The organism is Pseudomonas sp. AP42, from assembly GCF_001728935.1.
GTDB lineage: Bacteria > Pseudomonadota > Gammaproteobacteria > Pseudomonadales > Pseudomonadaceae > Aquipseudomonas > Aquipseudomonas lactis.
Window position 1 is genome coordinate 30,268 of record NZ_LYSO01000006.1, and the last position, 23,773, is coordinate 54,040.

Below are 23,773 nucleotides of genomic sequence, written 5' to 3' on the forward strand. Positions count from 1 at the left end.
AGGGGGCGTCTTGAGTGGTTATCCACAGAGTAAATTACGCCTCGGCTTTTTGGGTAGCCGCTTCGATTTTACGTGTGATGTACCACTGTTGAGAGATCGACAATACGTTGTTGACCACCCAGTACAGTACCAAGCCAGCAGGGAACCACAGGAAGAAGAAGGTGAAGATGATGGGCATCATTTTCATTACCTTGGCCTGCATCGGATCCGGCGGGGTTGGGTTCAGACGCTGCTGGATGAACATGGTAGCGCCCATGATGATCGGCAGGATAAAGAACGGGTCTTTGATCGACAGGTCAGTTATCCACAGCATGAACGGCGCCTGGCGCATTTCCACGCTTTCCAGGAGTACCCAGTACAGCGACAGGAACACCGGCATCTGTACCAGAATCGGCAAGCATCCACCCAGCGGGTTGATCTTCTCTTTCTTGTACAGCTCCATCATGGCCTGCGACATTTTCTGTCGGTCATCACCATGTTGTTCTTTCAGCGCGGCCAGTTTCGGGGCCACGGCACGCATACGCGCCATCGACTTGTAGCTGGCTGCCGACAGAGGGAAGAAAAGCCCTTTGATCAGCATGGTCAGGAAGATGATCGACCAGCCCCAGTTACCGACGATGCTGTGGATATGTTGCAACAGCCAGAAGATCGGCTGGGCAATGAACCACAGGAAGCCGTAATCCACAGTCAGTTCCAGACCTGGGGACAACTCTTTCAGTACGGCCTGGCTTTTAGGGCCGGCGTACAGGGTAGCGCTGGTTTCAGCCTTGGCACCTGGAGCGACGGTCAACGCCGGGCCAGTGAAGCCAATGATGTAGTTGCCCTGGCTGTCCTTGCGGGTTTGAACCAGGTTCGCGTCACCCTTGTTCGGGATCCAGGCGGTCACGAAATAGTGCTGCAACCACGCGACCCAGCCACCTTGGACGGTTTCTTTCAGCGTGCCCTTGTCGATATCTTTCATCGACACTTTTTTGTACGGCTCGTTACTTGTCCACAGGGCCGCGCCCAGGTAAGTCGCGGTGCCGGTGGCGGTGCTGGAAGACGGATCGGAGCTGGCGTCACGCTTGAGCTGGGCAAACAGGTTGCCGCTCCAGGCTTTGTCGCTGGTGTTGTCGATCAGGTAAGTGACCTTCAAATCGTACAAACCGCGGGTAAAGCTGAAACGCTTGATGTAGTTGACGCCGTCGAGGCTGAATTTCAGGTCGACGTTCAACTGGTTCTGGCCGTCTGCCAGTTGATAAGTCTTCTGTTCGGTCGAATAAACCGGACGACCGGTAGCACGTGCATCCGGACCATTGGTGCCGGTCAGGCCGCTTTGCGCCAGATAAGTACGTTCACCGCCGTTATCGAACAGTTGGAACGGCACATCCGGATGGTCTTGGCGACGTGGATAAAGCGGCAGCTTCAGCTGTGCGATATCACCACCCTGTGGGTCGATAGCCAGGTCGAGCACATCCGTTTTTACGTGGATGAGGTCTTTGTTGGTGACCACTGGCGTTTCTAACGGGGCACTTGTCTCGCCATTCGCGCTGGGAACATCGGCACTCGCGGACGCATTGTTACCCAGCGGGGTGTCCGGAATAGCCGGCGCAGCCTGATTGGTAGCAACATTCTGAGTCGGCAGGGCAGCCTGACCGTAATCCTGGTTCCATTTAAGGACCATGACATAGGACACGATTGCCAGGGCGACGATCAGGATTGTGCGTTTAATATCCATGATTACTCGGCCATCGAAGAAGAACGGGAGGTAGGGATAGGTGGAACCGGGTCATAACCACCGGGATTCCACGGATGACAGCGACCTAAACGACGAAAGGTCAGCCAGCCACCGCGCAGAAGACCATGATTTTCTATGGCCTCTAACGCGTAGCAGGAACAACTGGGGTAGAAACGACAGTGGCTGGCCATCAGAGGACTAATGGCATAGCGATAAAACTGGATCGGAACGATTGCCAGTTTACGCATCAAGGCTGTCTACCCCTACAGTTTCGGTGCTGACTGCTGGTGCTGGCTTGTGGGTACGCGCCAAACGTTTCCAGAGCTTGCCGAAATGCTGAATCAATTCGGGGTTTTCTACATCACCCAAGCCTTTGCGCGCGACGATAACAATATCCCAACCAACCAGAGTGTCCTGGTGGAGGCGAAACGATTCGCGCATCAGACGCTTGAGGCGATTGCGCTCAACGGAGAGCTTTACGCTCTTCTTGCCGATCACCAACCCGAGACGGGGGTGATCAAGATCGTTGTTACGCGCAAGGAGCAGGAGATTTTTCCCCGGAACCTTGCCGGTGGGGGAGTCAAAGACTGCCTTGAAATGCCGGGGGGTTAGCAGACGCTTTTCCCGACTGAAGTCCTGACTCACCACCAGTACCGGATTATCAAACTGCCAGACGCGCACGACCTTTGGCGCGGCGACGCGACAGGACAGCACGGCCGTTCTTGGTAGCCATGCGAGCACGGAAGCCGTGAGTACGGGCGCGTTTGATGGTGCTTGGTTGGAAAGTACGTTTCATGGCGTTGTTACCTGGTTCGTCCACAACGGGCCGGAATGGCCCCCGTTTTAAGAGACCGGCGATTCTAGAGAAAGCAAGCCTCTAGGTCAATTTCCAACCAGCTTTTCCTTTAATTAGATGTTCACGGGGTCCTGACGCCCTTCTCCCCGTTTGGCTTCCATCCGACATGCCATAGATATAAAAATAAAGAAGGAAGTTATTTAAAGCTTTTCTGTAAAGCTTATAAAAGCTAGAGGCGTGATCATCTGTGGATAACTGCCTTTAGCCCTTGTTCTACGTGTTGTACAGAGAATGACAACACGGGGGAGAAGCAGTGCTCTGCCTGTGCTGCGCTATCGGATAAGCTGTGTGTGGAACTGGTAGTTATCCACAGGCTGGTTACCCACAGACTTTCGACCCCACTTGTACAACGAGCTTAGGTGGGTTTATCCACAGAGCTTATGCACAGACCACTGGTCGCATTTTTTGCGGTTAAGGCATTGATTTTGGGTGGCCTGTGAGCAACCTACATGTGGATAAGTGGACGGCTGGCCGCTACAATGGCGGCTGTTTTTGCCTCACCGGCTTTCAACTTAGGGGATATCCGTGTCAGTGGAACTTTGGCAGCAGTGCGTGGAGCTTTTGCGCGATGAGCTGCCTGCCCAGCAATTCAACACCTGGATCCGTCCGCTACAGGTCGAAGCCGAAGGCGACGAGTTGCGTGTCTATGCGCCCAATCGTTTTGTCCTCGACTGGGTCAACGAGAAGTACCTGGGCCGCGTTCTCGAATTGCTCGACGAACATGGCAACGGTCTGGCGCCTGCTCTTTCCTTATTAATAGGCAGCAAGCGCAGCTCAGCTCCCCGCGCCGCGCCGAATGCGCCATTGGCGGCCGCCGCATCGCAAGCCCAAGCTGCAGTGACGCCTGTCGCCGCAGCACCTGCACCGACCGCTGCGCCGTCCAAACCGTCGTCGCGCAAAAATGCGCCGGAGAATGAGGAGCCGTCCCGCGACAGCTTCGACCCGATGGCAGGTGCCAGTTCCCAGCAGGCGCCTGTGCGCTCCGAGCAACGCACTGTGCAGGTAGAAGGCGCGCTCAAGCACACCAGTTACTTGAACCGCACGTTTACCTTCGAAAACTTTGTCGAAGGTAAATCCAACCAGCTGGCCCGAGCGGCCGCCTGGCAGGTCGCCGATAACCCCAAGCATGGTTACAACCCGCTCTTCCTTTATGGCGGCGTGGGCTTGGGTAAGACGCACTTGATGCACGCCGTCGGTAACCACCTATTAAAGAAGAACCCGAATGCCAAGGTGGTTTACCTGCATTCGGAGCGCTTCGTGGCCGACATGGTCAAGGCCTTGCAGCTCAACGCCATCAACGAGTTCAAGCGTTTCTATCGCTCCGTTGATGCGTTGTTGATCGATGACATTCAGTTCTTCGCCCGCAAGGAACGTTCCCAGGAAGAGTTCTTCCACACCTTCAACGCCCTGCTCGAAGGTGGCCAGCAGGTCATCTTGACCAGTGACCGTTACCCGAAGGAAATCGAAGGCCTGGAAGAACGTCTGAAGTCGCGTTTCGGCTGGGGCCTGACCGTTGCAGTCGAGCCACCGGAGCTGGAAACCCGCGTTGCGATCCTGATGAAGAAGGCCGACCAGGCTAAAGTCGATCTGCCGCACGATGCTGCGTTCTTCATCGCCCAACGCATCCGTTCCAACGTGCGTGAGCTGGAAGGCGCGCTCAAGCGGGTCATCGCTCACTCGCACTTCATGGGTCGCGATATCACCATCGAGCTGATTCGCGAGTCCTTGAAAGATTTGTTGGCCTTGCAGGACAAGCTGGTGAGTGTGGATAACATCCAGCGCACCGTGGCCGAATACTACAAGATCAAGATTTCCGACCTGCTGTCCAAGCGCCGTTCGCGCTCGGTCGCACGTCCACGTCAGGTTGCCATGGCCCTCTCCAAGGAGTTGACCAACCACAGCCTGCCGGAAATCGGTGATGTGTTTGGCGGGCGCGACCACACCACGGTCTTGCACGCATGCCGCAAGATCAATGAACTTAAGGAATCCGACGCGGATATTCGCGAGGACTACAAGAACCTGCTGCGTACACTGACTACGTGATGACACCAGCGCAGCTTATTAAGGCAAGGGACTAGACCATGCATTTCACCATTCAACGCGAAGCCCTGTTGAAACCCCTGCAACTGGTCGCAGGCGTCGTCGAGCGCCGACAGACCTTGCCGGTGCTTTCCAACGTATTACTGGTGGTCGAGGGGCAACAGTTGTCCTTGACCGGTACCGACCTGGAAGTCGAACTGGTGGGTCGCGTCCAGCTCGAAGAGCCCGCCGAACCTGGCGAGATCACCGTGCCGGCGCGCAAGCTGATGGATATCTGCAAAAGCCTGCCTAATGATGCGCTGATCGACATCAAGGTGGATGAGCAAAAGCTGGTGGTCAAGGCTGGCCGCAGCCGTTTCACCCTGTCGACCTTGCCGGCCAATGACTTCCCAACCGTGGAAGAAGGTCCTGGCTCGCTGACGTGCAGCCTGGAGCAAAGCAAGCTGCGTCGCCTGATCGAGCGCACCAGTTTCGCCATGGCCCAGCAGGACGTGCGTTATTACCTCAACGGTATGCTGCTGGAAGTCTCGGAAGGTATCATCCGCGCCGTGGCCACCGACGGTCACCGTCTGGCTATGTGCTCGATGCGTGCCGATATCGGTCAGCCGGATCGTCACCAGGTGATCGTTCCACGCAAAGGTATCCTTGAACTGGCGCGCTTGCTCACGGAGCCGGACGGTAACGTCAGCATCGTATTGGGCCAGCACCACATTCGCGCCACCACCGGCGAGTTCACCTTCACCTCCAAGTTGGTAGACGGTAAGTTCCCGGACTACGAGCGTGTGTTGCCTAAAGGTGGCGACAAGTTGGTGGTCGGTGATCGTCAGGCTCTGCGTGAAGCCTTCAGCCGTACGGCGATTCTGTCCAACGAAAAGTACCGTGGTATTCGCCTGCAGCTGGCCAACGGCCAACTGAAAATCCAGGCCAACAACCCGGAACAGGAAGAGGCGGAAGAAGAAGTGGGTGTCGACTACAACGGCGCTTCGCTTGAAATCGGCTTTAACGTGAGCTACCTGTTGGACGTGCTGGGGGTGATGACCACCGAACAGGTTCGTCTGATCCTGTCGGACTCCAACAGCAGCGCCCTGGTACAAGAATCCGACAACGACGACTCGGCTTACGTTGTCATGCCGATGCGCCTGTAATCATGCTCAGCAGAAGCTAGATGTCCCTTAGTCGCGTCTCGGTCACCGCGGTGCGCAATCTGCACCCGGTGACCTTCTCCCCTTCCCCCCGCATCAACATCCTCCATGGCGCCAACGGCAGTGGCAAAACCAGCGTGCTGGAAGCCATCCACCTGCTGGGGCTTGCGCGTTCTTTCCGCAGTGCGCGCCTGTTACCCGTGATCCAGTACGAACAATTGGCCTGCACCGTATTTGGCCAAGTGGAACTGGCTGAGGGCGGTCATAGCAGCCTGGGGATATCGCGTGATCGCGGTGGGGAATTTCAGATCAGAATCGACGGGCAAAATGCGCGCAGTGCAGCGCAACTGGCAGAGATCCTGCCGTTGCAGTTGATCAACCCCGATAGCTTTCGATTGCTGGAAGGTGCTCCGAAAATCCGTCGGCAATTCCTCGACTGGGGCGTGTTCCACGTGGAACCACGGTTCATGGCCACTTGGCAGCGCCTGCAGAAGGCCCTGCGGCAGCGGAACTCATGGCTGCGGCATGGTACACTTGACGCCGCTTCGCAAGCAGCCTGGGACCGTGAACTGTGCCTGGCCAGCGACGAAATAGATGAATACCGCCGTGCCTATATCAAAGCCTTGAAACCAGTCTTTGAGCAGACCTTGAGCGAGTTGTTGGATCTCGAGGGGCTGACGCTGAGTTATTACCGGGGTTGGGACAAAGAACGTGAGCTGAGTGCAGTGCTCGCAACGTCTTTGCAACGGGATCAGCAAATCGGCCACACCCAGGCCGGACCCCAACGCGCTGATTTGCGCCTTAGATTAGGTGCACACAATGCTGCGGACATCTTGTCCCGCGGCCAGCAAAAGTTGGTGGTCTGTGCGTTGCGTATCGCGCAGGGCCATTTGGTTAGCCAGGCTCGACGCGGTCAGTGTATTTATTTGGTGGATGACTTGCCGTCGGAGCTCGACGAGCAACACCGCCGCTCGCTATGCCGCTTGTTGGAAGACTTACGCTGCCAGGTGTTTATCACCTGTGTAGACCACGAATTATTGAGGGAAGGCTGGCAGACGGAAACGCCAGTCGCTTTGTTCCACGTGGAACAAGGCCGTATCACCCAGACCCACGACCATCGGGAGTGAAGGCATGAGCGAAGAAAACACGTACGACTCGACCAGCATTAAAGTGCTGAAAGGTTTGGATGCCGTACGCAAACGTCCCGGTATGTACATTGGCGACACCGATGATGGTAGCGGTCTGCACCACATGGTGTTCGAGGTGGTCGATAACTCCATCGACGAAGCTCTGGCCGGTCACTGCGACGACATCAGCATTATCATCCACCCGGATGAATCCATCACCGTTCGAGACAACGGTCGTGGCATCCCGGTAGACGTGCACAAAGAAGAAGGCGTTTCGGCGGCAGAGGTCATCATGACCGTGCTCCACGCTGGCGGTAAATTCGACGACAACTCCTATAAAGTATCCGGTGGTTTGCACGGTGTAGGTGTGTCGGTAGTAAACGCCCTGTCCGAAGAGCTGATCCTCACTGTCCGCCGTAGCGGCAAGATTTGGGAGCAGACCTACGTCCACGGCGTACCACAGGAACCGATGAAAATCGTTGGTGACAGTGAAACCACCGGCACCCAGATCCACTTCAAACCCTCGGAAGAAACCTTCAAGAACATCCACTTCAGCTGGGACATCCTGGCCAAGCGGATTCGTGAACTGTCTTTCCTTAACTCCGGTGTCGGCATCGTCCTCAAGGATGAGCGCAGCGGCAAGGAAGAGCTGTTCAAGTACGAAGGTGGCCTGCGTGCGTTCGTTGAATACCTGAACACCAACAAGACTGCGGTCAACCAGGTGTTCCACTTCAACATCCAGCGTGAAGACGGCATCGGCGTGGAAATCGCCCTGCAGTGGAACGACAGCTTCAACGAGAACCTGTTGTGCTTCACCAACAATATTCCACAACGCGATGGCGGTACCCACCTGGTAGGTTTCCGTTCCGCGCTGACGCGTAACCTGAACACCTACATCGAAGCGGAAGGCTTGGCGAAGAAGCATAAAGTCGCCACCACCGGTGACGATGCCCGTGAAGGCCTGACGGCGATCATCTCGGTCAAGGTACCGGATCCGAAGTTCAGCTCCCAGACCAAAGACAAGCTGGTGTCTTCCGAAGTGAAGACTGCGGTTGAACAGGAAATGGGTAAGTACTTCTCCGACTTCCTGTTGGAAAACCCGAACGAAGCCAAGCTGGTCGTCGGCAAGATGATCGATGCTGCCCGCGCCCGTGAAGCCGCGCGTAAGGCCCGTGAGATGACCCGCCGTAAAGGCGCGCTGGATATCGCCGGCCTGCCAGGCAAACTCGCTGACTGCCAAGAGAAGGACCCTGCCCTCTCCGAACTGTACCTGGTGGAAGGTGACTCTGCTGGCGGTTCCGCCAAGCAGGGTCGTAACCGTCGCACCCAGGCCATCCTGCCGTTGAAGGGCAAGATCCTTAACGTTGAGAAGGCCCGCTTCGACAAGATGATTTCCTCCCAGGAAGTCGGCACCTTGATCACGGCATTGGGCTGCGGTATTGGCCGCGACGAGTACAACATCGACAAGTTGCGCTACCACAACATCATCATCATGACCGATGCTGACGTCGACGGTTCGCACATCCGTACCCTGCTGCTGACCTTCTTCTTCCGTCAGTTGCCGGAGCTGATCGAGCGTGGCTATATCTACATCGCTCAGCCGCCGTTGTACAAAGTTAAAAAGGGCAAGCAAGAGCAATACATCAAAGACGACGACGCCATGGAAGAGTACATGACGCAGTCGGCCCTGGAAGATGCGAGCCTGCACTTGAATGACGAAGCGCCGGGCATCTCCGGTGAGTCGCTGGAGCGCCTGGTCAACGACTTCCGCATGGTCATGAAGACACTCAAGCGTTTGTCGCGTCTGTACCCACAGGAGCTGACCGAGCACTTCATCTACCTGCCGGCCGTAAGCCTGGAGCAGTTGGGCGACCACGCCGCCATGCAGGATTGGCTGGCCCAATATGAAGTGCGCCTGCGTACTGTGGAGAAGTCTGGCCTGGTGTACAAAGCCAGCCTGCGTGAAGACCGCGAACGTAATGTATGGCTGCCAGAGGTCGAACTGATCTCCCATGGCCTGTCGAACTACGTCACCTTCAACCGCGACTTCTTCGGCAGCAACGACTACAAGACCGTCGTCACCCTCGGCGCGCAACTGAGCACCCTGCTGGACGACGGTGCTTACATTCAGCGTGGCGAACGCAAGAAGCAGGTCAAGGAGTTCAAGGAAGCCTTGGACTGGTTGATGGCGGAAAGTACCAAGCGTCATACCATCCAGCGCTATAAAGGTCTGGGCGAGATGAACCCGGATCAGCTGTGGGAAACCACCATGGACCCTGCTCAGCGTCGCATGCTGCGCGTGACCATCGAAGACGCCATTGGCGCGGATCAGATCTTCAACACCCTGATGGGTGATGCGGTCGAGCCTCGTCGTGACTTCATCGAGAGCAATGCTTTGGCGGTGTCTAACCTGGACTTCTGATCAGGTACATCAGCTAAAAACAAAAGGCCAACGCTTAGCGTTGGCCTTTTTTGTTGGTTCGCAGTCGCGCATTTTTAAATGCTCCACGTGGAACATCGACATTTTTAAGTTTCCACAGCGGGTGTCACACTCTCCAAGCGATACCCGTACCCATAGATCGTCAACAGCTGCCAGCCGCGATCCGCCGTCAACCCTAGCTTGTTACGCAGGCGGTAGATGTGGGTGTCCAACGGCCGCGACGAGACCATTTCTTCGTGGCTCCAGAACCGCTCATACAGGTACTCGCGAGACAATGGCCGGGCCAGGTTGGCAAATAGACAACTTGCCAGGCGGTATTCCCGTTCTGTCAGGTTGATGGGTTTGCCTGCGCGTGTGACGGTCAGTTCGGCATCGTCGAATGTCAGGTCGTTAAAGCTCTGCACTTCCTGGCTAGCCGACTTTTGCAAACCGTGGCGCCGCAGGACGGCGCTGACTCGAGCTTTGAGCTCGTTGGGCCTAAACGGCTTGCTGACATAATCATCCGCCCCGCTATTCAACGCCGTCACGATGTCGCTCTCGGCATCGCGACTGGTGAGCATGATGACGGCAGGGGGCGATTCCATGTGCTCGCGAGTCCAGCGCAATAACGCTATCCCGGAGATGTCCGGCAGTTGCCAGTCGAGGATCAGCAGGTCAAAGGTTTCCCGACGTAGCTGGCGCAGCAGGTCTTCACCACGCTCAAAGAAATGCAGAGACCAAGGCTGGTCAGCCGGGCCGGGAATCTGTCGCAGTGTCTGTTCCACCCGTCGCAACTCCGCGGGTTCGTCATCCAGTATTGCGACACGCATAGGCGGGGTCCTTCCTACAAAAATACGAGAGCTTGAATGGGGGGCACATGTTGTACAAATGCCGGCCTCTGAATCTGAATAATTATGGACGGATTCTACAGTGCTTGGATCTCTCGATACGCTGAAAGCGCCGTAAACTCAATTCACTACGATCTTCGAAGAAGATACCGGCTCCTGTTGGTGTGGAAAAGGCTCTGTGCCGATCGCCTCGCCGGTGCCTCACGCCTGCTCCAATGTGCGGTATCGTTCATTGCGCGGTCGTGGGAAGTCCTCCAATGAGACCGAAATAAGCTTCACTGGTTTCAGAACACCGCATGCACTTCATCGCAACCCCATGGAGAGGGATCCTGGGCTTATGACACTTTTACTTAATGACCATCAATGCCTCGGCACGCTCGTGGCGGTAGCCCTGTGAACCTATGGCGCAAAGCCGAGAAACGCCAACCTACCCAGGCCCAGCTTTTGTTCCATGGGTTGGTTCGTGAATGGCTGCTGATCGGTCTGGTACTCCTGCCCTTTACCGCCTACTTATCCTTGAGCGCTGGCCTGGCGCTTAACAATCCGCTCTATGACAGCCTGCGCCGCCTCACGCCCTTACCGGTAGACCCACGCATCGTTCTGGTGACCATCGATGCGCCGAGCCTGGAAGCACTCGGCCCGTGGCCTTGGCCGCGTAGCGTACATGCCGACCTGATTGAACGCCTGAACGCCGCCCAACCGGCGGGTATTTTGTTTGATGTGATCTTCAGTGAGAGCGGCAACAGTAATGACGACCAGCGCCTGGCCGATGCCGTATGCAAAGCCGGCAATGTATTGCTGCCCATCGCCGGGGATAGCAGCGTCAGCCCCAAGGCCCAGGTAACGCCGTTGTCGCCACTGCTCAAGTGCGCCAAGGGCGTTGGGCACATCAACGTCGAAGCGGATAAAGACGGTGTGGTGCGTAGCGTGTATCTACGTGAGGGCCCTGCGGGAAGCACACTCCCTCAGTTGGCTTGGCTGGCATTCGCCATGAGCGAGCATGCCGAGACGATGCCGGGCCTGCCGCAAGAGCCTACTGGAGGGCACTGGCACCAGGAACATGAGATTCGTGTGCCGTTCACTTCGGAACCAGACCATTTTCCCAGTGTGTCCTACGTCAGCGTATTACGCGGCGAGGTACCTCCGGAGTCGTTGCGGGGTCGCCTGATTCTGATCGGCGCCTCAGCCTATGGCATGGCCGATCGTTTCGTGACGCCGCTCTCTTCCACCGTGGGCACCACTGCGGGGGTTGAGATCCAGGCTGAAGTACTGAATGGTTTATTGCAGGGTCGCAGCATCGTCGATCTGCCCGGCTGGTTGGCGGCGTTGCTGGCAACGTCCCTGGTGGCCCTGCTGTTGGGCCTTCTGCTGGTGCGCCCCCGCTACGCCCTGTGGATGACCTTGGCAGGCATGGGCGCGGCGTTGCTGGGCTCATGGGCTCTATTGCGCCTGGGCCACTGGTGGAGCCCCGCAGCGTGCCTGATCGGTTTGTTGCTGAGTTACCTGATCTGGAATTGGCGACGCCTGAGCGTAATCCTCGCCTACTTTGGCTGGGAACTGGCACGCCTGGATAACGAACCCAAGGTGCTTCCGGAGCGTCGTCGCGCGCCCGCCAGCAAGGGCGATGTGTTGCAAGGGCGGATTTTTGCCCTTGAACAAGCCGTCAGCCGTACCCGCGATACGCGGCGCTTTATGGCGGACGGCTTGGAGTGCCTGCCGGTAGCGACCCTGATCACCGATCCCCAAGGCAGCATCCTGTTGGCCAACCGCGTGGCCCGTGAAGTATTCGGCAATGACCTGGTCGGTGAAAACCTCGTCGAACAGCTTGCTGATCTAGGTTATCCCCCGCTGCACAATGGTGTACGCCCTGCCCTGTCGGCGCTGGAACTGGTCGAGTTTCGCGATATCCACCAACGCAGTTTGCGCATGGAACTGGCTCCTTTGCTGCCTGCCGAAGGTGATTTTGCCCTCGGCTGGTTGTTGAGCCTTACGGACCTGAGCAAGGAGCGTGAAGCCCAGCAGCACCGCGAGACGATGCTGCGTTTCCTTTCCCACGACCTGCGTGCGCCGCACTCAGCGATCCTTGCCCTGCTGGACGTGCACAACGGAGAGTCCCCGGTGTTTGCCCAAATCGAACAGCAGGTACGGCGGGCCTTGAGCCTGACCGAATCCTTTGTGCAATTGGCCAAGGCTGAAGCGGACGGTTACCAGTTCCAGCCCACCCTGTTTGCCATGCTGGTGATGGACGCTTTTGATCAAGTGGCGGTGATTGCGCAGTTGAAGGGCATCCATTTGGTTCACGACCTGGATGAGGCGGACGAGGCCATGGTCTACGCCGACCAATCGCTGCTCACCCGGGCGTTGTTCAATGTGCTGGAGAACGCGATCAAATACTCCCCATCAGGTACCACCGTCAGGTTGAGGCATGGCAGTGCGCAAGGTTGGTTGGAATGCAGGATAAGTGACCAGGGACCGGGGATTGCGCCTGAGGATCTGCCGGAGTTGTTTAACCAATACCGACGTTTCGATTCGGCTCAAGGCAGTGAGGGTCTTGGACTGGGGCTGACCATGGTTAAAGCAGTGTTGGAGCGGCACGGTGGGCGCATCGTGTGTGAAAGTGAGCTGGGCAAGGGCTCGACGTTTATCCTGCTGCTGCCGTTATTGGAGGACTGAAAAAGCGGCTTTTCTGCTGTGCATAAAAAACCGGTCACAAGGACCGGTTTTTTTATGAAGAAAAAACTTATGCACGTTTTTCCGAATTTTATGAGCTTCAGAAATATGTAAGTAAATCAGCTTGTTATGATGCAAAAAAGCCAATTCGCCAACAAAGCGTACACAGGTTATCCACAGATGCTCAAACTGCCGGCGTCTCCACCACCACCGGCTCCGGAGGCAGGGAGCCCATGGCCCGTTGCTGCGCCTCGTTCCACGCCGCAGCGCGGTCGTTCAGGGCGGCGATGGCACGTGGTCCTTCGCCTTCTGCGTACATCGGTTCGCCGATCACCACGGTGATAGTGCCTGGGCGTTTGGCCCAGCCAGTCTTGGGCCAGAACTTGCCGGCGTTATGCGCAATTGGCAGCACAGGCAGGTTGGCGTTGACCGCCAAGGCGGTACCACCGCGTGAGAACTTGCCCACCGTGCCGTAGGGCACCCGCGTGCCCTCAGGGAAGATCAGCACCCAGACGCCGTCCTTGAGCAACTCATCGCCCTTCTTGGCGACATGCTTGAGCGCAGCCTTGGGGTTGTCACGGTCGATGGCGATCGGTCGCAACATGGCCATGGCCCAGCCGAAGAACGGCACATACAGCAACTCGCGCTTGAGCACCTGGCTCAACGGCGAGAAGTACGCCGAGAGGAAGAACGTCTCCCAGGTGCTCTGGTGGTTGGAGAGAATCACGCACGGTTGATCAGGGACGTTTTCAGCGCCTTTGATCTCGAAACGAATGTTCAGGAACACCTTGCTCAGCCACAACGCGCAGCGGCACCAGTAGACGTTGATAAAGCGATAGCGCGCCTTGAAGGGCAGGAACGGTGCAATAAAAAAGCTCAGGGTGCACCAGAGAAACGAACTGGTGCCCAGCAGCAGGTAAAAGAAAAAGGTTCTGATGGCCTGCAAGATCGACATGGCGGCATTTACCGTTGCGGGACACGGCCCGCCTGTTAAAAGCGCACTCCCGAACAGTCCTTGGGTCAGGAAGTCGAGGGCGGCTAGTTGTTGATAAGTTCTGCGGCAACGGCCGCCAGATCGTCAAAAATCAAGGTGCCTACCGGCAGGTTTTTAGCCTGGGTCTTTTCGCCTTTCCCGGTTTTAACCAAAACTGGCTGAGAGTCGACGGCTTTGGCCGCCTCCAGGTCACCGAGGCTGTCCCCGACGAACCATATCCCAGCCAAGGGCACCTTGTAATGTTCTGCAATAATTTTCAACATGCCAGGCTTGGGCTTGCGGCAATCGCAGCCCTCATCCGGCCCGTGGGGGCAGTAAACCACCAGCCCCACCTCACCGCCCTGTTCGGCCACTAACGCGCGCAAACGCGCGTGCATGGCCTCCAGGGTCGCGATGTCGTAGTAACCGCGGGCGATGCCGGACTGGTTGGTGGCGATGGCCACCGTCCAGCCGGCTTTGCTCAACTGCGCGATGGCCTCGATCGAACCGGGCAGTGGGATCCACTCCTCCACCGACTTGATGTAAGCGTCGGAGTCGTAGTTGATCACCCCGTCCCGATCGAGAATCAGCAGTTTCAACATGGTCAGCCCAGTACGGAGATGTCGGCGATATTGATGAACAAGCCACGCAGGCGCGCCAGCATGGCGTAGCGGTTTTTGCGCACGCCAGCATCGTCGGCATTGATCATCACCGCTTCGAAGAACGCATCCACCGGCTCACGCAAAGACGCCAGGCGCGCCAACGCTTGCGCGTAGTCACGCTCGGCGATCAGCGGCTTCACGGCGTTCTCGGCCTTGGCGATGGCCGAGTTCAGCGAGAACTCCTTGGCATCGGCGAACAGGCCCGGGTCGACTTCAGCAGTGCCGAGGTTGTCGGCCTTGCTCAGCAGGTTCGACACGCGCTTGTTCACGGCGGCCAGGGCATCGGCTTCCGGCAGCTTGCGGAACGCTTGCACGGCTTGTACACGCTGGTCGAAGTCCAACGCCGAGCCCGGTTGCAGCGCACGTACCGACAGGTAGACGGAAACGTCCACGCCTTCGTCTTCGTAACGCGCACGCAGGCGGTCGAACACGAACTCCAGCACTTGCTCGGCCAGGCCGGCTTGCTTGACCTTGGTGCCGAACTGGCCGACGGCGAATACCACGGCCTGGGTCAGGTCGAGGTCCAGCTTTTTGTCGATCAGGATACGCAGCACGCCCAAGGCCGCACGGCGCAGGGCATACGGGTCTTTGCTGCCGGTAGGCAGCATGCCGATACCGAAGATACCCACGAGGGTGTCCAGCTTGTCGGCAATGGCCACGGCCGCACCGGTCAGGGTGCTCGGCAGTTCTGCACCGGCACCGCGCGGCATGTACTGCTCGTTCAGGGCCAGGGCGACATCATCCGGCTCGCCGTCGTTGAGGGCGTAGTAGTAACCCGCCACGCCTTGCATCTCTGGGAACTCGCCGACCATTTCGGTGGCCAGGTCGCACTTGGACAGCAAGCCGGCACGGGCGGCCCAGGCTGCGTCGCCGCCAATGCGTGGGGCAATGTAAGCCGCGAGCTTGGAAACACGCACGGCTTTGTCATAGACGCTGCCGAGTTTTTCCTGGAACACCACGTTTTGCAGGCGCAGGTTGAAGTCTTCCAGCTTCTGCTTCTTGTCTTGCTTGAAGAAGAACTCGGCGTCGGTCAGGCGCGGGCGCACGACTTTTTCGTTACCGGCGATGATCTGCTGTGGGTCTTTGCTTTCGATGTTGGCCACGGTGATAAAACGCGGCAACAACTTACCGTCCACGTCCAGCAGGCAGAAGTACTTCTGGTTGTCCTGCATGGTGGTGATCAAGGCTTCTTGCGGCACGTCGAGGAAACGCTCTTCGAACGAGCACACCAGCGGCACCGGCCATTCCACCAGGGCGGTCACTTCGTCGAGCAGGCTTGGCGGCACGATGGCAGTGCCTTCCTGCAGACGGGCCAGCTCTTCGGTGCGCTTGCTGATCAGCTCGCGACGCTCATTGGCGTCGGCCAGCACATAAGCGGCGCGCAGATCGTTGAGGTAGTTGGCCGGCGAAGTGATGCGCACGCTTTCTGGATGATGGAAGCGGTGACCACGGGAATCACGACCAGCCTTCTGGGCGAGGATGGTGCAATCGATGACCTGGTCGCCGAGCAGCATCACCAGCCATTGGGTTGGGCGCACGAACTCTTCCTTGCGCGCACCCCAGCGCATGCGCTTGGGGATAGGCAGGTCGTTCAGGGAATCTTCAACGATGGTCGGCAACAGGCTGGCGGTCGGCTTGCCGGTGATGACCTGGCTGAAGCGCAGTTTCGGGCCGCTCTGGTCGATCTCGCTCAGCTCTACGCCACACTTCTTGGCAAAGCCAAGCGCGGCCTGGGTCGGGTTGCCTTCGGCGTCGAAAGCCGCCTGACGCGGTGGGCCGTCCAGGTTGATACTGCGGTCCGGCTGCTGGGTTTCCAGCGCGGTCAGCAGCACAGCCAGACGGCGCGGCGCGGCGTAGACTTTTTTGGCTTCAAACTTCAGGCCGGCAGTCTGCAGGCCTTTTTCGATACCGGCCAGGAATGCATCGGCCAGGGTATTGAGGGCCTTGGGTGGCAGCTCTTCGGTGCCCAGTTCAACCAGGAAATCTTGAGCACTCATTGTGCAGCCTCCAGCTTAGCCAACACTTCATCACGCAAGTCCGGGGTTGCCATCGGGAAGCCCAGCTTGGCGCGAGCCAGCAGGTAGGCTTGGGCGACGGAACGCGCCAGAGTGCGTACACGCAGGATGTATTGCTGGCGTGCGGTTACCGAGATGGCACGGCGCGCGTCCAGCAGGTTGAAGGTATGGGAGGCCTTCAACACCATTTCATAGCTTGGCAACGGCAGCGGCTGGTCGAGTTCGATCAGCCGCTTGGCTTCGCTTTCATAGAAGTCGAACAGTTCGAACAGCTTGTCGACGTTGGCGTGTTCGAAGTTGTAGGTGGACTGCTCCACTTCGTTCTGGTGGAACACATCGCCGTAGGTCACCTTGCCGAACGGGCCGTCAGCCCATACCAGGTCGTAGACCGAGTCCACGCCTTGCAGGTACATGGCCAGGCGTTCCAGGCCATAGGTGATCTCGCCGGTGACCGGGTAGCACTCGATGCCGCCGGCTTGCTGGAAGTAAGTGAACTGCGTCACTTCCATGCCATTGAGCCAGACTTCCCAGCCCAGGCCCCAGGCGCCCAGGGTTGGCGATTCCCAGTTGTCTTCGACGAAACGGATGTCGTGCACCAGTGGGTCCAGGCCCACATGTTTCAGCGAGCCCAGGTACAGCTCCTGGAAGTTGTCCGGGTTGGGCTTCAATACCACCTGGAACTGGTAGTAGTGCTGCAGACGGTTCGGGTTTTCGCCGTAGCGGCCGTCAGTCGGGCGGCGACTGGGCTGCACATAAGCGGCGTTCCAGGTTTCCGGGCCGATGGCCCGCAGGAATGTAGCGGTGTGGAAAGTGCCGGCGCCTACTTCCATATCGTAGGGCTGAAGTACCACACAACCTTGCTCGGCCCAGTATTGCTGGAGGGCGAGGATCAAGTCTTGGAAGGTACGCACGGCTGGCGTAGGCTGGCTCACGAAATTCACCTGTTACTTGGGCTGCGATTTAAAGAGCGGGAGTATACCCGATTCGGCCCCGCCACCACTCCCTGGAGCCTTATGCCACGCTGCTTTTGGTGTTCTGAAGATCCGCTGTACATGGCTTATCACGATCAAGAGTGGGGAACGCCGCTGCGCGATGCGCAGGGTTTGTTCGAGTTGCTTTTGCTCGAAGGGTTCCAGGCGGGCCTGTCCTGGATCACCGTTTTACGCAAACGCGAGCATTATCGAAAGGTGTTGTTCGGCTTTGACGCGCAGCGTCTGGCGCAGTTGAGCGATGAAGAAATAGAGGTGCTGATGCAGGACCCGGGCATCGTGCGCAATCGCTTGAAGCTCAACGCTACCCGGCGCAACGCCGCGGCCTGGCTGGCGCTGGAGGATCCGGTGGGGTTGCTGTGGTCGTTTGTCGGCGGCAAACCCAAGGTCAATCACTTCAAGGATCGCAGCGACGTCCCGGCGATTACGCCCGAAGCCGAAGCCATGAGCAAAGCCTTGAAAAAGGCCGGCTTCACCTTCGTCGGGCCGACCATCTGCTACGCCTTCATGCAGGCCTCGGGCATGGTCATGGACCACACCCAGGACTGCGACCGTTACGCGGACTTGGTCAACGCCGGTTAGAATGCCGGCTTTGCGCACCACACACGATCAGGAGTGACCTGTGGAAAAGTTTAAAGGCGCCTTGCTGGTAGGCGCTCTTCGGTTGTTTGCCCTGCTGCCCTGGCGCGCCGTACAAGCCGTCGGCACGGGGATCGGCTGGATCATGTGGAAAACCCCCAACCGTTCCCGCGATACGGTGCGGATCAACCTCTCCAAATGCTTCCCGGACATGGACCCGGCAGAGCGCGAGCGCCTGGTGGGCCGCAGCCTGATGGACATCGGCAAGTCCCTCACCGAAAGCGCCTGCGCGTGGATCTGGCCGGCGCAGCGCTCTATCGACCTGGTCCGCGAAGTCGAAGGCCTGGAAGTGCTGCACGAGGCCCTGGCTTCTGGCAAAGGCGTGGTAGGCATCACCAGCCACCTGGGCAACTGGGAAGTGTTGAACCACTTCTATTGCAGCCAGTGCAAACCGATCATTTTCTATCGCCCGCCCAAGCTCAAGGCTGTGGACGAGTTGCTGCGCAAGCAGCGCGTGCAGTTGGGCAACCGCGTGGCGGCGTCCACCAAGGAAGGCATTCTCAGCGTGATCAAGGAAGTGCGCAAAGGCGGTCAGGTGGGCATTCCTGCCGACCCGGAGCCGGCTGAGTCTGCCGGCATCTTCGTACCGTTTTTTGCCACCCAGGCGCTTACCAGCAAGTTCGTGCCGAACATGCTTGCGGGTCACAAGGCGGTGGGTGTGTTCCTGCATGCCCTGCGGCTGCCGGACGGCTCGGGCTACAAGGTGATTCTGGAGGCGGCACCGGAGGACATGTACAGCACCGATACCGCGACGTCCTGTGCGGCGATGAGCAAGGTAGTAGAGCGTTATGTCGGCGCTTACCCAAGCCAGTACATGTGGAGCATGAAACGCTTCAAGAAACGCCCACCGGGTGAGGCGCGGTGGTATTGATTCACTACTGACTTAAATTCGCTGCAAAACCAATGTGGGAGGGGACAGGCCTAATACCTGTAGGAGCGAGCTTGCTCGCGAAAAACCAATAGGCGCCGCGTTTATTCAGGAAGCACGCGTTATCGCTGAAGTTTTTCGCGAGCAAGCTCGCTCCTACAGGCAGCAGGCAAGCCCCCTCCCACATTTGAGTTCTGTATCAAGCCTGGCGATCGAGTTTCTTCAGGAACACTGCCATTTCTTTTTCGGCCTGTTTGTCGCCATGGGCCAACGCCGCTTCTATGCCTTTTTCCCAAGCGTGTCGTGCCCCAGCGTTATCACCCTGCCCCAATTGCGCCTTACCCAACAACTTCCACGCCGCCGAATACTTCGGATCGAACTCGACGCATCGCTGCAAATGCTCGGCCGCCTTGGCGTTGTCCTTCAGGTCCAGGTAACCCTTGCCCAGGCCAAAGCGCAGTAATGAATTGTCCACGCCCTTGGCGAGCATCTTTTCTAGGGACTCCAGCATCGGTTCACTCCTTGATCAGAAAAAGCTCAACCCCACGTGGAACAGCTTCTCCACATCGCGGATATGTTTTTTATCCACAAGGAACAAAATCACATGGTCTCCGGTGGCGATCACTGTGTCGTCGTGGGCAATGATCACTTCTTCATCGCGAATGATCGCGCCAATGGTGGTGCCCGGCGGTAGGCCGATATCGCGGATGGCCTTGCCGATGACCTTGCTCGACTTCGAATCGCCGTGGGCAATCGCCTCGATGGCTTCCGCTGCACCCCGGCGCAACGAGTGCACACTGACAATGTCGCCACGGCGTACGTGGGCGAGCAAGGTGCCAATGGTCGCCAACTGCGGGCTGATGGCAATGTCGATATCGCCGCCCTGGATCAGGTCCACATAGGCCGGGTTATTGATGATGGTCATCACCTTCTTCGCCCCCAATCGCTTGGCCAGCAAGGACGACATGATATTGGCTTCGTCATCGTTGGTCAGGGCCAGGAAGATGTCGGCGTCGGCGATGTTCTCTTCCATCAGCAGGTCACGGTCCGAGGCGCTGCCTTGCAGTACGACAGTGCTGTCGAGGGTGTCGGACAAATGCCGGCAACGCGTCGGGCTCATCTCGATGATCTTCACCTGGTAGCGGCTTTCGATGGCTTCGGCCAAACGCTCGCCGATCTGCCCACCGCCGGCGATGACGATGCGTTTGTAGCTTTCGTCGAGCCTGCGCATTTCGCTCATGACTGCGCGAATATTCGCCTTGGCGGCGATGAAAAACACTTCATCGTCAGCCTCGATCACCGTATCGCCCTGGGGCAGGATCGGCCGGTCACGGCGGAAAATCGCGGCCACGCGGGTTTCCACGTTCGGCATATGCTCGCGCAGCTGGCGCAGTTGCTGGCCCACCAGCGGCCCGCCGTAATAGGCCTTCACCGCCACCAGTTGTGCTTTGCCTTCGGCGAAGTCAATCACCTGAAGCGCACCTGGAATTTCGATCAGGCGCTTGATGTAGTGGGTCACCACCTGTTCCGGGCTGATCAGTACGTCCACCGGAATGGCGTCGTTATCGAACAGACCGGCGCGGGTCAGGTACGCCGCTTCGCGCACCCGAGCGATCTTGGTCGGGGTGTGGAACAGGGTGTGGGCGACCTGGCAGGCGACCATGTTGGTCTCGTCGCTGTTGGTCACGGCCACCAGCATGTCGGCATCGTCGGCGCCGGCCTGGCGCAGCACCGTCGGAAACGACGCGCGGCCTTGCACCGTACGGATGTCCAGGCGGTCGCCCAGGTCGCGCAAACGCTCGGAATCGGTGTCGACCACGGTGATGTCGTTGGCTTCACCGGCCAAATGTTCGGCCAGCGTGCCACCGACCTGCCCTGCTCCAAGGATGATGATTTTCATCCGGTCACTCCCTTAAAACCATTCAGCCGCGTGCGGCGGCGATCTTGATCAGTTTGGCGTAGTAGAAGCCATCGTGCCCGCCTTCTTGCGCAAGCAGTTGGCGACCGTGGGGCTGCTTGATGCCGGCCGTGGTAGCGAGGTCCAGCTCACGCGCGCCGCTGGTGCGGGCGAGGAAGGCTTGGATGACCTCGGTATTTTCGGTGGGCAAAGTGGAGCAGGTGGCGTAAAGCAGGATGCCGCCGACTTCCAAGGTGGGCCACAGCGCGTCGAGCAGTTCGCCTTGCAGCACCGCCAAGGCGGCGATGTCGTCGGGCTGGCGGGTCAGCTTGATGTCCGGATGACGGCGGATCACGCCGGTGGCCGAGCAAGGGGCGTCCAGCAGGATGCGCTGGAAGGGCTTGCCGTCCCACCAGGCGGCGGTGTCGCGGCCATCCGCGGCGATCAGCTCGGCGCTCAAGCCCAGGCGCGTGAGGTTTTCCCGCACGCGCACCAGGCGCTTGGCTTCAAGGTCCACCGCGACTACACCGGCCAGGCCTTTTTCCACTTCAAGGATGTGGCAGGTCTTACCGCCGGGCGCGCAGCAGGCATCGAGTACACGCTGGCCGGGGGCGAGGTCGAGCAAGTCGGCGGCCAACTGCGCAGCTTCGTCCTGCACACTGATCCAGCCTTCGGCAAAGCCCGGCAGGCTACGCACATCGGCAGCCGCTTCGAGCACGATGCCGTCCGCGCTGTATACACAGGACGTGGCGTTGATGCCAGCGTCCGCCAGTAACTGCAAATACGCGTCACGGCTGTGGTGACGACGGTTGACCCGTAGGATCATTGGCGGGTGCGCATTGTTGGCCGCGCAGATAGCCTCCCATTGCTCGGGCCAGAAGGCTTTCAGGGATTTTTGCAGCCAGCGCGGATGGGCCGTGCGCACCACCGGATCATGTTCCAGCTCGGCCAGCAGGGCTTCGCTTTCGCGCTGGGCGCGGCGCAGCACGGCGTTGAGCAGGGCCTTGGCCCAGGGTTTTTTCAGCTTGTCGGCGCAACCGACGGTTTCACCGATGGCCGCGTGAGCGGGCACGCGGGTGTAGAGCAATTGGTAGAGACCCACCAGCAACAGCGCCTCGACATCCGCGTCCGCCGCTTTGAACGGTTTTTGCAGCAGCTTGGCGGCCAGCGCAGACAACCGTGGCTGCCAGCGGGCAGTGCCAAAGGCCAGGTCCTGGGTGAAACCGCGATCCCGGTCTTCTACCTTATCCAACTGCGTCGGCAGCGAACTGTTCAGCGAAGCCTTGCCGTTGAGGACGGCGGCGAGAGCCTTGGCGGCGGCCAGACGTGGGTTCATTGAGTGACCACCCCAAGCGTGGTGCCCAGGGCGAATTTCTCACGACGGCTATTGAACAAATCGCTGAAGTTCAGCGCCTTGCCGCCGGGCAATTGCAGACGCGTCAGGCACAGCGCCTGTTCACCGCAAGCCACCAACAGGCCGTCTTTGCTGGCACCGATGATCTCGCCGGGAGCGCCTGTGCCATCGGCCAGGGTCGCGGCCAACACTTTCAAGGCTTCGCCGTTGAGGGTGCTGTGGCAGATCGGCCATGGGTTGAAGGCACGTACCAGGCGCTCCAGCTCCACGGCCGGGCGGCTCCAGTCAATGCGCGCTTCGTCCTTGTTCAGCTTGTGGGCGTAGGTGGCCAGGCTGTCGTCTTGGATTTCGCCTTGCAGGGTGCCGGCAGCGAGGCCGGCGATGGCCTGGATCACAGCGGGCGGGCCTAGTTCAGCGAGGCGGTCGTGCAGGCTGCCGCCGGTGTCTTGGGCGGTGATCGGCGCGGTGACCTTGAGCAGCATCGGCCCAGTATCCAGGCCGGCTTCCATGCGCATCACGGTCACGCCGCTCTCGCTGTCGCCGGCTTCAACGGCGCGTTGAATCGGCGCCGCACCGCGCCAGCGTGGCAGCAGTGAAGCATGGCTGTTGATGCAACCCAGGCGCGGGATATCCAGCACCGCCTGGGGCAGGATCAAACCGTAGGCCACCACCATCAGCAGGTCCGGTTTCAGCGCGGCCAGTTCGGCCTGGGCCTCGGCGTTACGCAGGGTCGGCGGCTGCAACACGGGAATGTTGTGCTCCAGCGCCAACTGCTTGACCGGGCTGGGCATCAGTTTTTGCCCGCGACCGGCCGGGCGATCCGGCTGGGTGTACACCGCGACGATGTCATAAGGGCTGGCAAGCAGCGCCTTGAGGTGTTCGGCGGCAAATTCAGGAGTGCCGGCAAAAACAATGCGCAATGGCTCGGTCATGGGAGTTCTCGGTTAAAAACAGTCACAAAAGAAAAAGGCTTGCCGCAGCAAGCCTTTGGAAGAAGGGCATCAGGCTTGCTGGCGATGCTTTTTTTCCAGCTTCTTCTTGATGCGGTCACGCTTGAGCGTGGACAGGTAATCGACGAACAGCTTGCCGTTGAGGTGGTCGCATTCATGCTGGATGCACACCGCCAGCAGGCCTTCGGCAATCAGCTCGAAAGGCTTGCCGTCACGGTCCAGCGCCTTGATCTTCACGCGCAGCGGGCGTTCCACATTCTCGTAGAACTCCGGCACCGACAGGCAGCCCTCCTGGTATTCGCCCATCTCTTCGGTCAGCGGTTCGAACTCAGGGTTGATGTACACCCGAGGTTCGCTGCGATCTTCCGACAGGTCCATGACCACGACGCGCAGATGCACGTTGACCTGGGTCGCGGCGAGGCCGATGCCCGGGGCTTCATACATTGTTTCAAACATGTCATCGACCAACTGACGAACCTTGTCGTCCACTACGGCCACCGGCTTGGCGATCGTGCGCAGGCGCGAGTCGGGAAATTCGAGGATGTTCAAAATAGCCATAAGCGTAATTGCTGCACATGTGAGGAAGAGACAAATCGGCGGTGGGATG

At 58.8% G+C, this 23,773-nt stretch carries 20 protein-coding genes and 1 pseudogene; 7 read left to right on the forward strand and 14 right to left on the reverse strand.

Annotation, left to right across the window (positions count from 1 at the left end; genetic code table 11):
* Nucleotides 1–34 precede the first annotated feature (34 nt).
* The 4 genes from yidC to rpmH are packed head-to-tail and all read right to left on the reverse strand — an operon-like array spanning nt 35 to nt 2,513.
* On the reverse strand, nt 35–1,717 hold the full coding sequence (yidC, locus tag A7K61_RS03750) for a membrane protein insertase YidC (protein WP_003195904.1): 1,683 nt from the start codon (nt 1,715–1,717) through the stop codon (nt 35–37).
* A gap of 2 nt (nt 1,718–1,719) precedes the next feature.
* Entirely contained in the window at nt 1,720–1,965 is a 246-nt protein-coding gene (gene yidD / locus A7K61_RS30840) for a membrane protein insertion efficiency factor YidD (protein ID WP_019816912.1), read from the reverse strand.
* Nucleotides 1,958–2,365: a ribonuclease P protein component gene (rnpA, locus tag A7K61_RS30845; RefSeq protein ID WP_020302575.1), complete on the reverse strand. Its 408-nt coding sequence runs from the start codon at nt 2,363–2,365 to the stop codon at nt 1,958–1,960. The genes yidD and rnpA overlap by 8 nt, the downstream gene beginning before the upstream one ends.
* 13 nt (nt 2,366–2,378) lie before the next feature.
* Nucleotides 2,379–2,513, reverse strand: coding sequence for a 50S ribosomal protein L34 (rpmH, locus tag A7K61_RS30850; protein WP_003213577.1), 135 nt, complete (start codon nt 2,511–2,513; stop codon nt 2,379–2,381).
* A 585-nt stretch (nt 2,514–3,098) separates the two neighbouring features.
* Between rpmH and dnaA the strand changes: the two genes are divergently transcribed.
* The 4 genes from dnaA to gyrB are packed head-to-tail and all read left to right on the forward strand — an operon-like array spanning nt 3,099 to nt 9,304.
* Nucleotides 3,099–4,616, forward strand: a complete 1,518-nt coding sequence (gene dnaA, locus A7K61_RS03760) for a chromosomal replication initiator protein DnaA (protein WP_044270145.1) — start codon at nt 3,099–3,101, stop codon at nt 4,614–4,616.
* 38 nt (nt 4,617–4,654) lie between these two features.
* Nucleotides 4,655–5,758, forward strand: a complete 1,104-nt coding sequence (gene dnaN / locus A7K61_RS03765) for a DNA polymerase III subunit beta (RefSeq protein WP_003187250.1) — start codon at nt 4,655–4,657, stop codon at nt 5,756–5,758.
* A gap of 20 nt (nt 5,759–5,778) precedes the next feature.
* Nucleotides 5,779–6,882, forward strand: coding sequence for a DNA replication/repair protein RecF (gene recF / locus A7K61_RS03770; RefSeq protein ID WP_003187251.1), 1,104 nt, complete (start codon nt 5,779–5,781; stop codon nt 6,880–6,882).
* A gap of 4 nt (nt 6,883–6,886) precedes the next feature.
* Nucleotides 6,887–9,304 (forward strand): DNA topoisomerase (ATP-hydrolyzing) subunit B, encoded by a 2,418-nt coding sequence (gene gyrB / locus A7K61_RS03775; RefSeq protein WP_003187253.1) that lies wholly within the window; start codon nt 6,887–6,889, stop codon nt 9,302–9,304.
* A 104-nt stretch (nt 9,305–9,408) separates the two neighbouring features.
* Here gyrB and A7K61_RS03780 read toward each other — a convergent pair whose 3' ends face one another.
* Nucleotides 9,409–10,131 carry a response regulator transcription factor gene (locus A7K61_RS03780; RefSeq protein ID WP_069556948.1) on the reverse strand — a complete coding sequence of 241 codons (723 nt, stop codon included), beginning with the start codon at nt 10,129–10,131 and terminating at the stop codon, nt 9,409–9,411.
* A 411-nt stretch (nt 10,132–10,542) separates the two neighbouring features.
* Here A7K61_RS03780 and A7K61_RS03785 point away from each other — a divergent pair, with 411 nt between their 5' ends.
* Nucleotides 10,543–12,822, forward strand: coding sequence for a CHASE2 domain-containing protein (locus A7K61_RS03785; RefSeq protein ID WP_069556949.1), 2,280 nt, complete (start codon nt 10,543–10,545; stop codon nt 12,820–12,822).
* A 181-nt stretch (nt 12,823–13,003) separates the two neighbouring features.
* On the opposite strand, the gene A7K61_RS03790 is transcribed toward A7K61_RS03785, so the two are convergent.
* The 4 genes and pseudogenes from A7K61_RS03790 to glyQ form a co-directional block, all read right to left on the reverse strand.
* On the reverse strand, nt 13,004–13,774 hold the full coding sequence (locus A7K61_RS03790) for a 1-acyl-sn-glycerol-3-phosphate acyltransferase (RefSeq protein WP_044270205.1): 771 nt from the start codon (nt 13,772–13,774) through the stop codon (nt 13,004–13,006).
* Between the two features lie 83 nt (nt 13,775–13,857).
* Nucleotides 13,858–14,406: pseudogene (gene gmhB, locus A7K61_RS03795) on the reverse strand (D-glycero-beta-D-manno-heptose 1,7-bisphosphate 7-phosphatase); the annotation flags it as partial.
* Nucleotides 14,397–16,451: a glycine--tRNA ligase subunit beta gene (glyS, locus tag A7K61_RS03800; RefSeq protein ID WP_044270206.1), complete on the reverse strand. Its 2,055-nt coding sequence runs from the start codon at nt 16,449–16,451 to the stop codon at nt 14,397–14,399. The gene glyS and the pseudogene gmhB, both read right to left, overlap by 10 nt.
* Nucleotides 16,448–17,401 (reverse strand): glycine--tRNA ligase subunit alpha, encoded by a 954-nt coding sequence (gene glyQ, locus A7K61_RS03805; protein WP_003187265.1) that lies wholly within the window; start codon nt 17,399–17,401, stop codon nt 16,448–16,450. Before glyQ ends, glyS begins: the two co-directional genes overlap by 4 nt.
* Nucleotides 17,402–17,482: 81 nt before the next feature.
* On the opposite strand from glyQ, the gene A7K61_RS03810 reads away from it, so the two are divergent.
* Nucleotides 17,483–18,040, forward strand: a complete 558-nt coding sequence (locus A7K61_RS03810) for a DNA-3-methyladenine glycosylase I (protein ID WP_003187266.1) — start codon at nt 17,483–17,485, stop codon at nt 18,038–18,040.
* A gap of 40 nt (nt 18,041–18,080) precedes the next feature.
* Nucleotides 18,081–18,968, forward strand: coding sequence for a lysophospholipid acyltransferase (locus tag A7K61_RS03815; protein ID WP_014716285.1), 888 nt, complete (start codon nt 18,081–18,083; stop codon nt 18,966–18,968).
* 196 nt (nt 18,969–19,164) lie between these two features.
* Here A7K61_RS03815 and A7K61_RS03820 read toward each other — a convergent pair whose 3' ends face one another.
* From A7K61_RS03820 to def, 5 genes are all read right to left on the reverse strand, one after another.
* Complete coding sequence (locus tag A7K61_RS03820; protein ID WP_069556950.1) at nt 19,165–19,476, reverse strand: lipopolysaccharide assembly protein LapB; 312 nt, start codon at nt 19,474–19,476, stop codon at nt 19,165–19,167.
* A gap of 15 nt (nt 19,477–19,491) precedes the next feature.
* Nucleotides 19,492–20,865: a Trk system potassium transporter TrkA gene (gene trkA / locus A7K61_RS03825; RefSeq protein WP_003187270.1), complete on the reverse strand. Its 1,374-nt coding sequence runs from the start codon at nt 20,863–20,865 to the stop codon at nt 19,492–19,494.
* A gap of 22 nt (nt 20,866–20,887) precedes the next feature.
* Complete coding sequence (gene rsmB / locus A7K61_RS03830; protein ID WP_044270210.1) at nt 20,888–22,198, reverse strand: 16S rRNA (cytosine(967)-C(5))-methyltransferase RsmB; 1,311 nt, start codon at nt 22,196–22,198, stop codon at nt 20,888–20,890.
* Nucleotides 22,195–23,148 (reverse strand): methionyl-tRNA formyltransferase, encoded by a 954-nt coding sequence (gene fmt, locus A7K61_RS03835; RefSeq protein ID WP_069556951.1) that lies wholly within the window; start codon nt 23,146–23,148, stop codon nt 22,195–22,197. Before fmt ends, rsmB begins: the two co-directional genes overlap by 4 nt.
* A 69-nt stretch (nt 23,149–23,217) precedes the next feature.
* Entirely contained in the window at nt 23,218–23,724 is a 507-nt protein-coding gene (gene def / locus A7K61_RS03840; RefSeq protein ID WP_003187273.1) for a peptide deformylase, read from the reverse strand.
* Between the last annotated feature and the right edge of the window lie 49 nt (nt 23,725–23,773).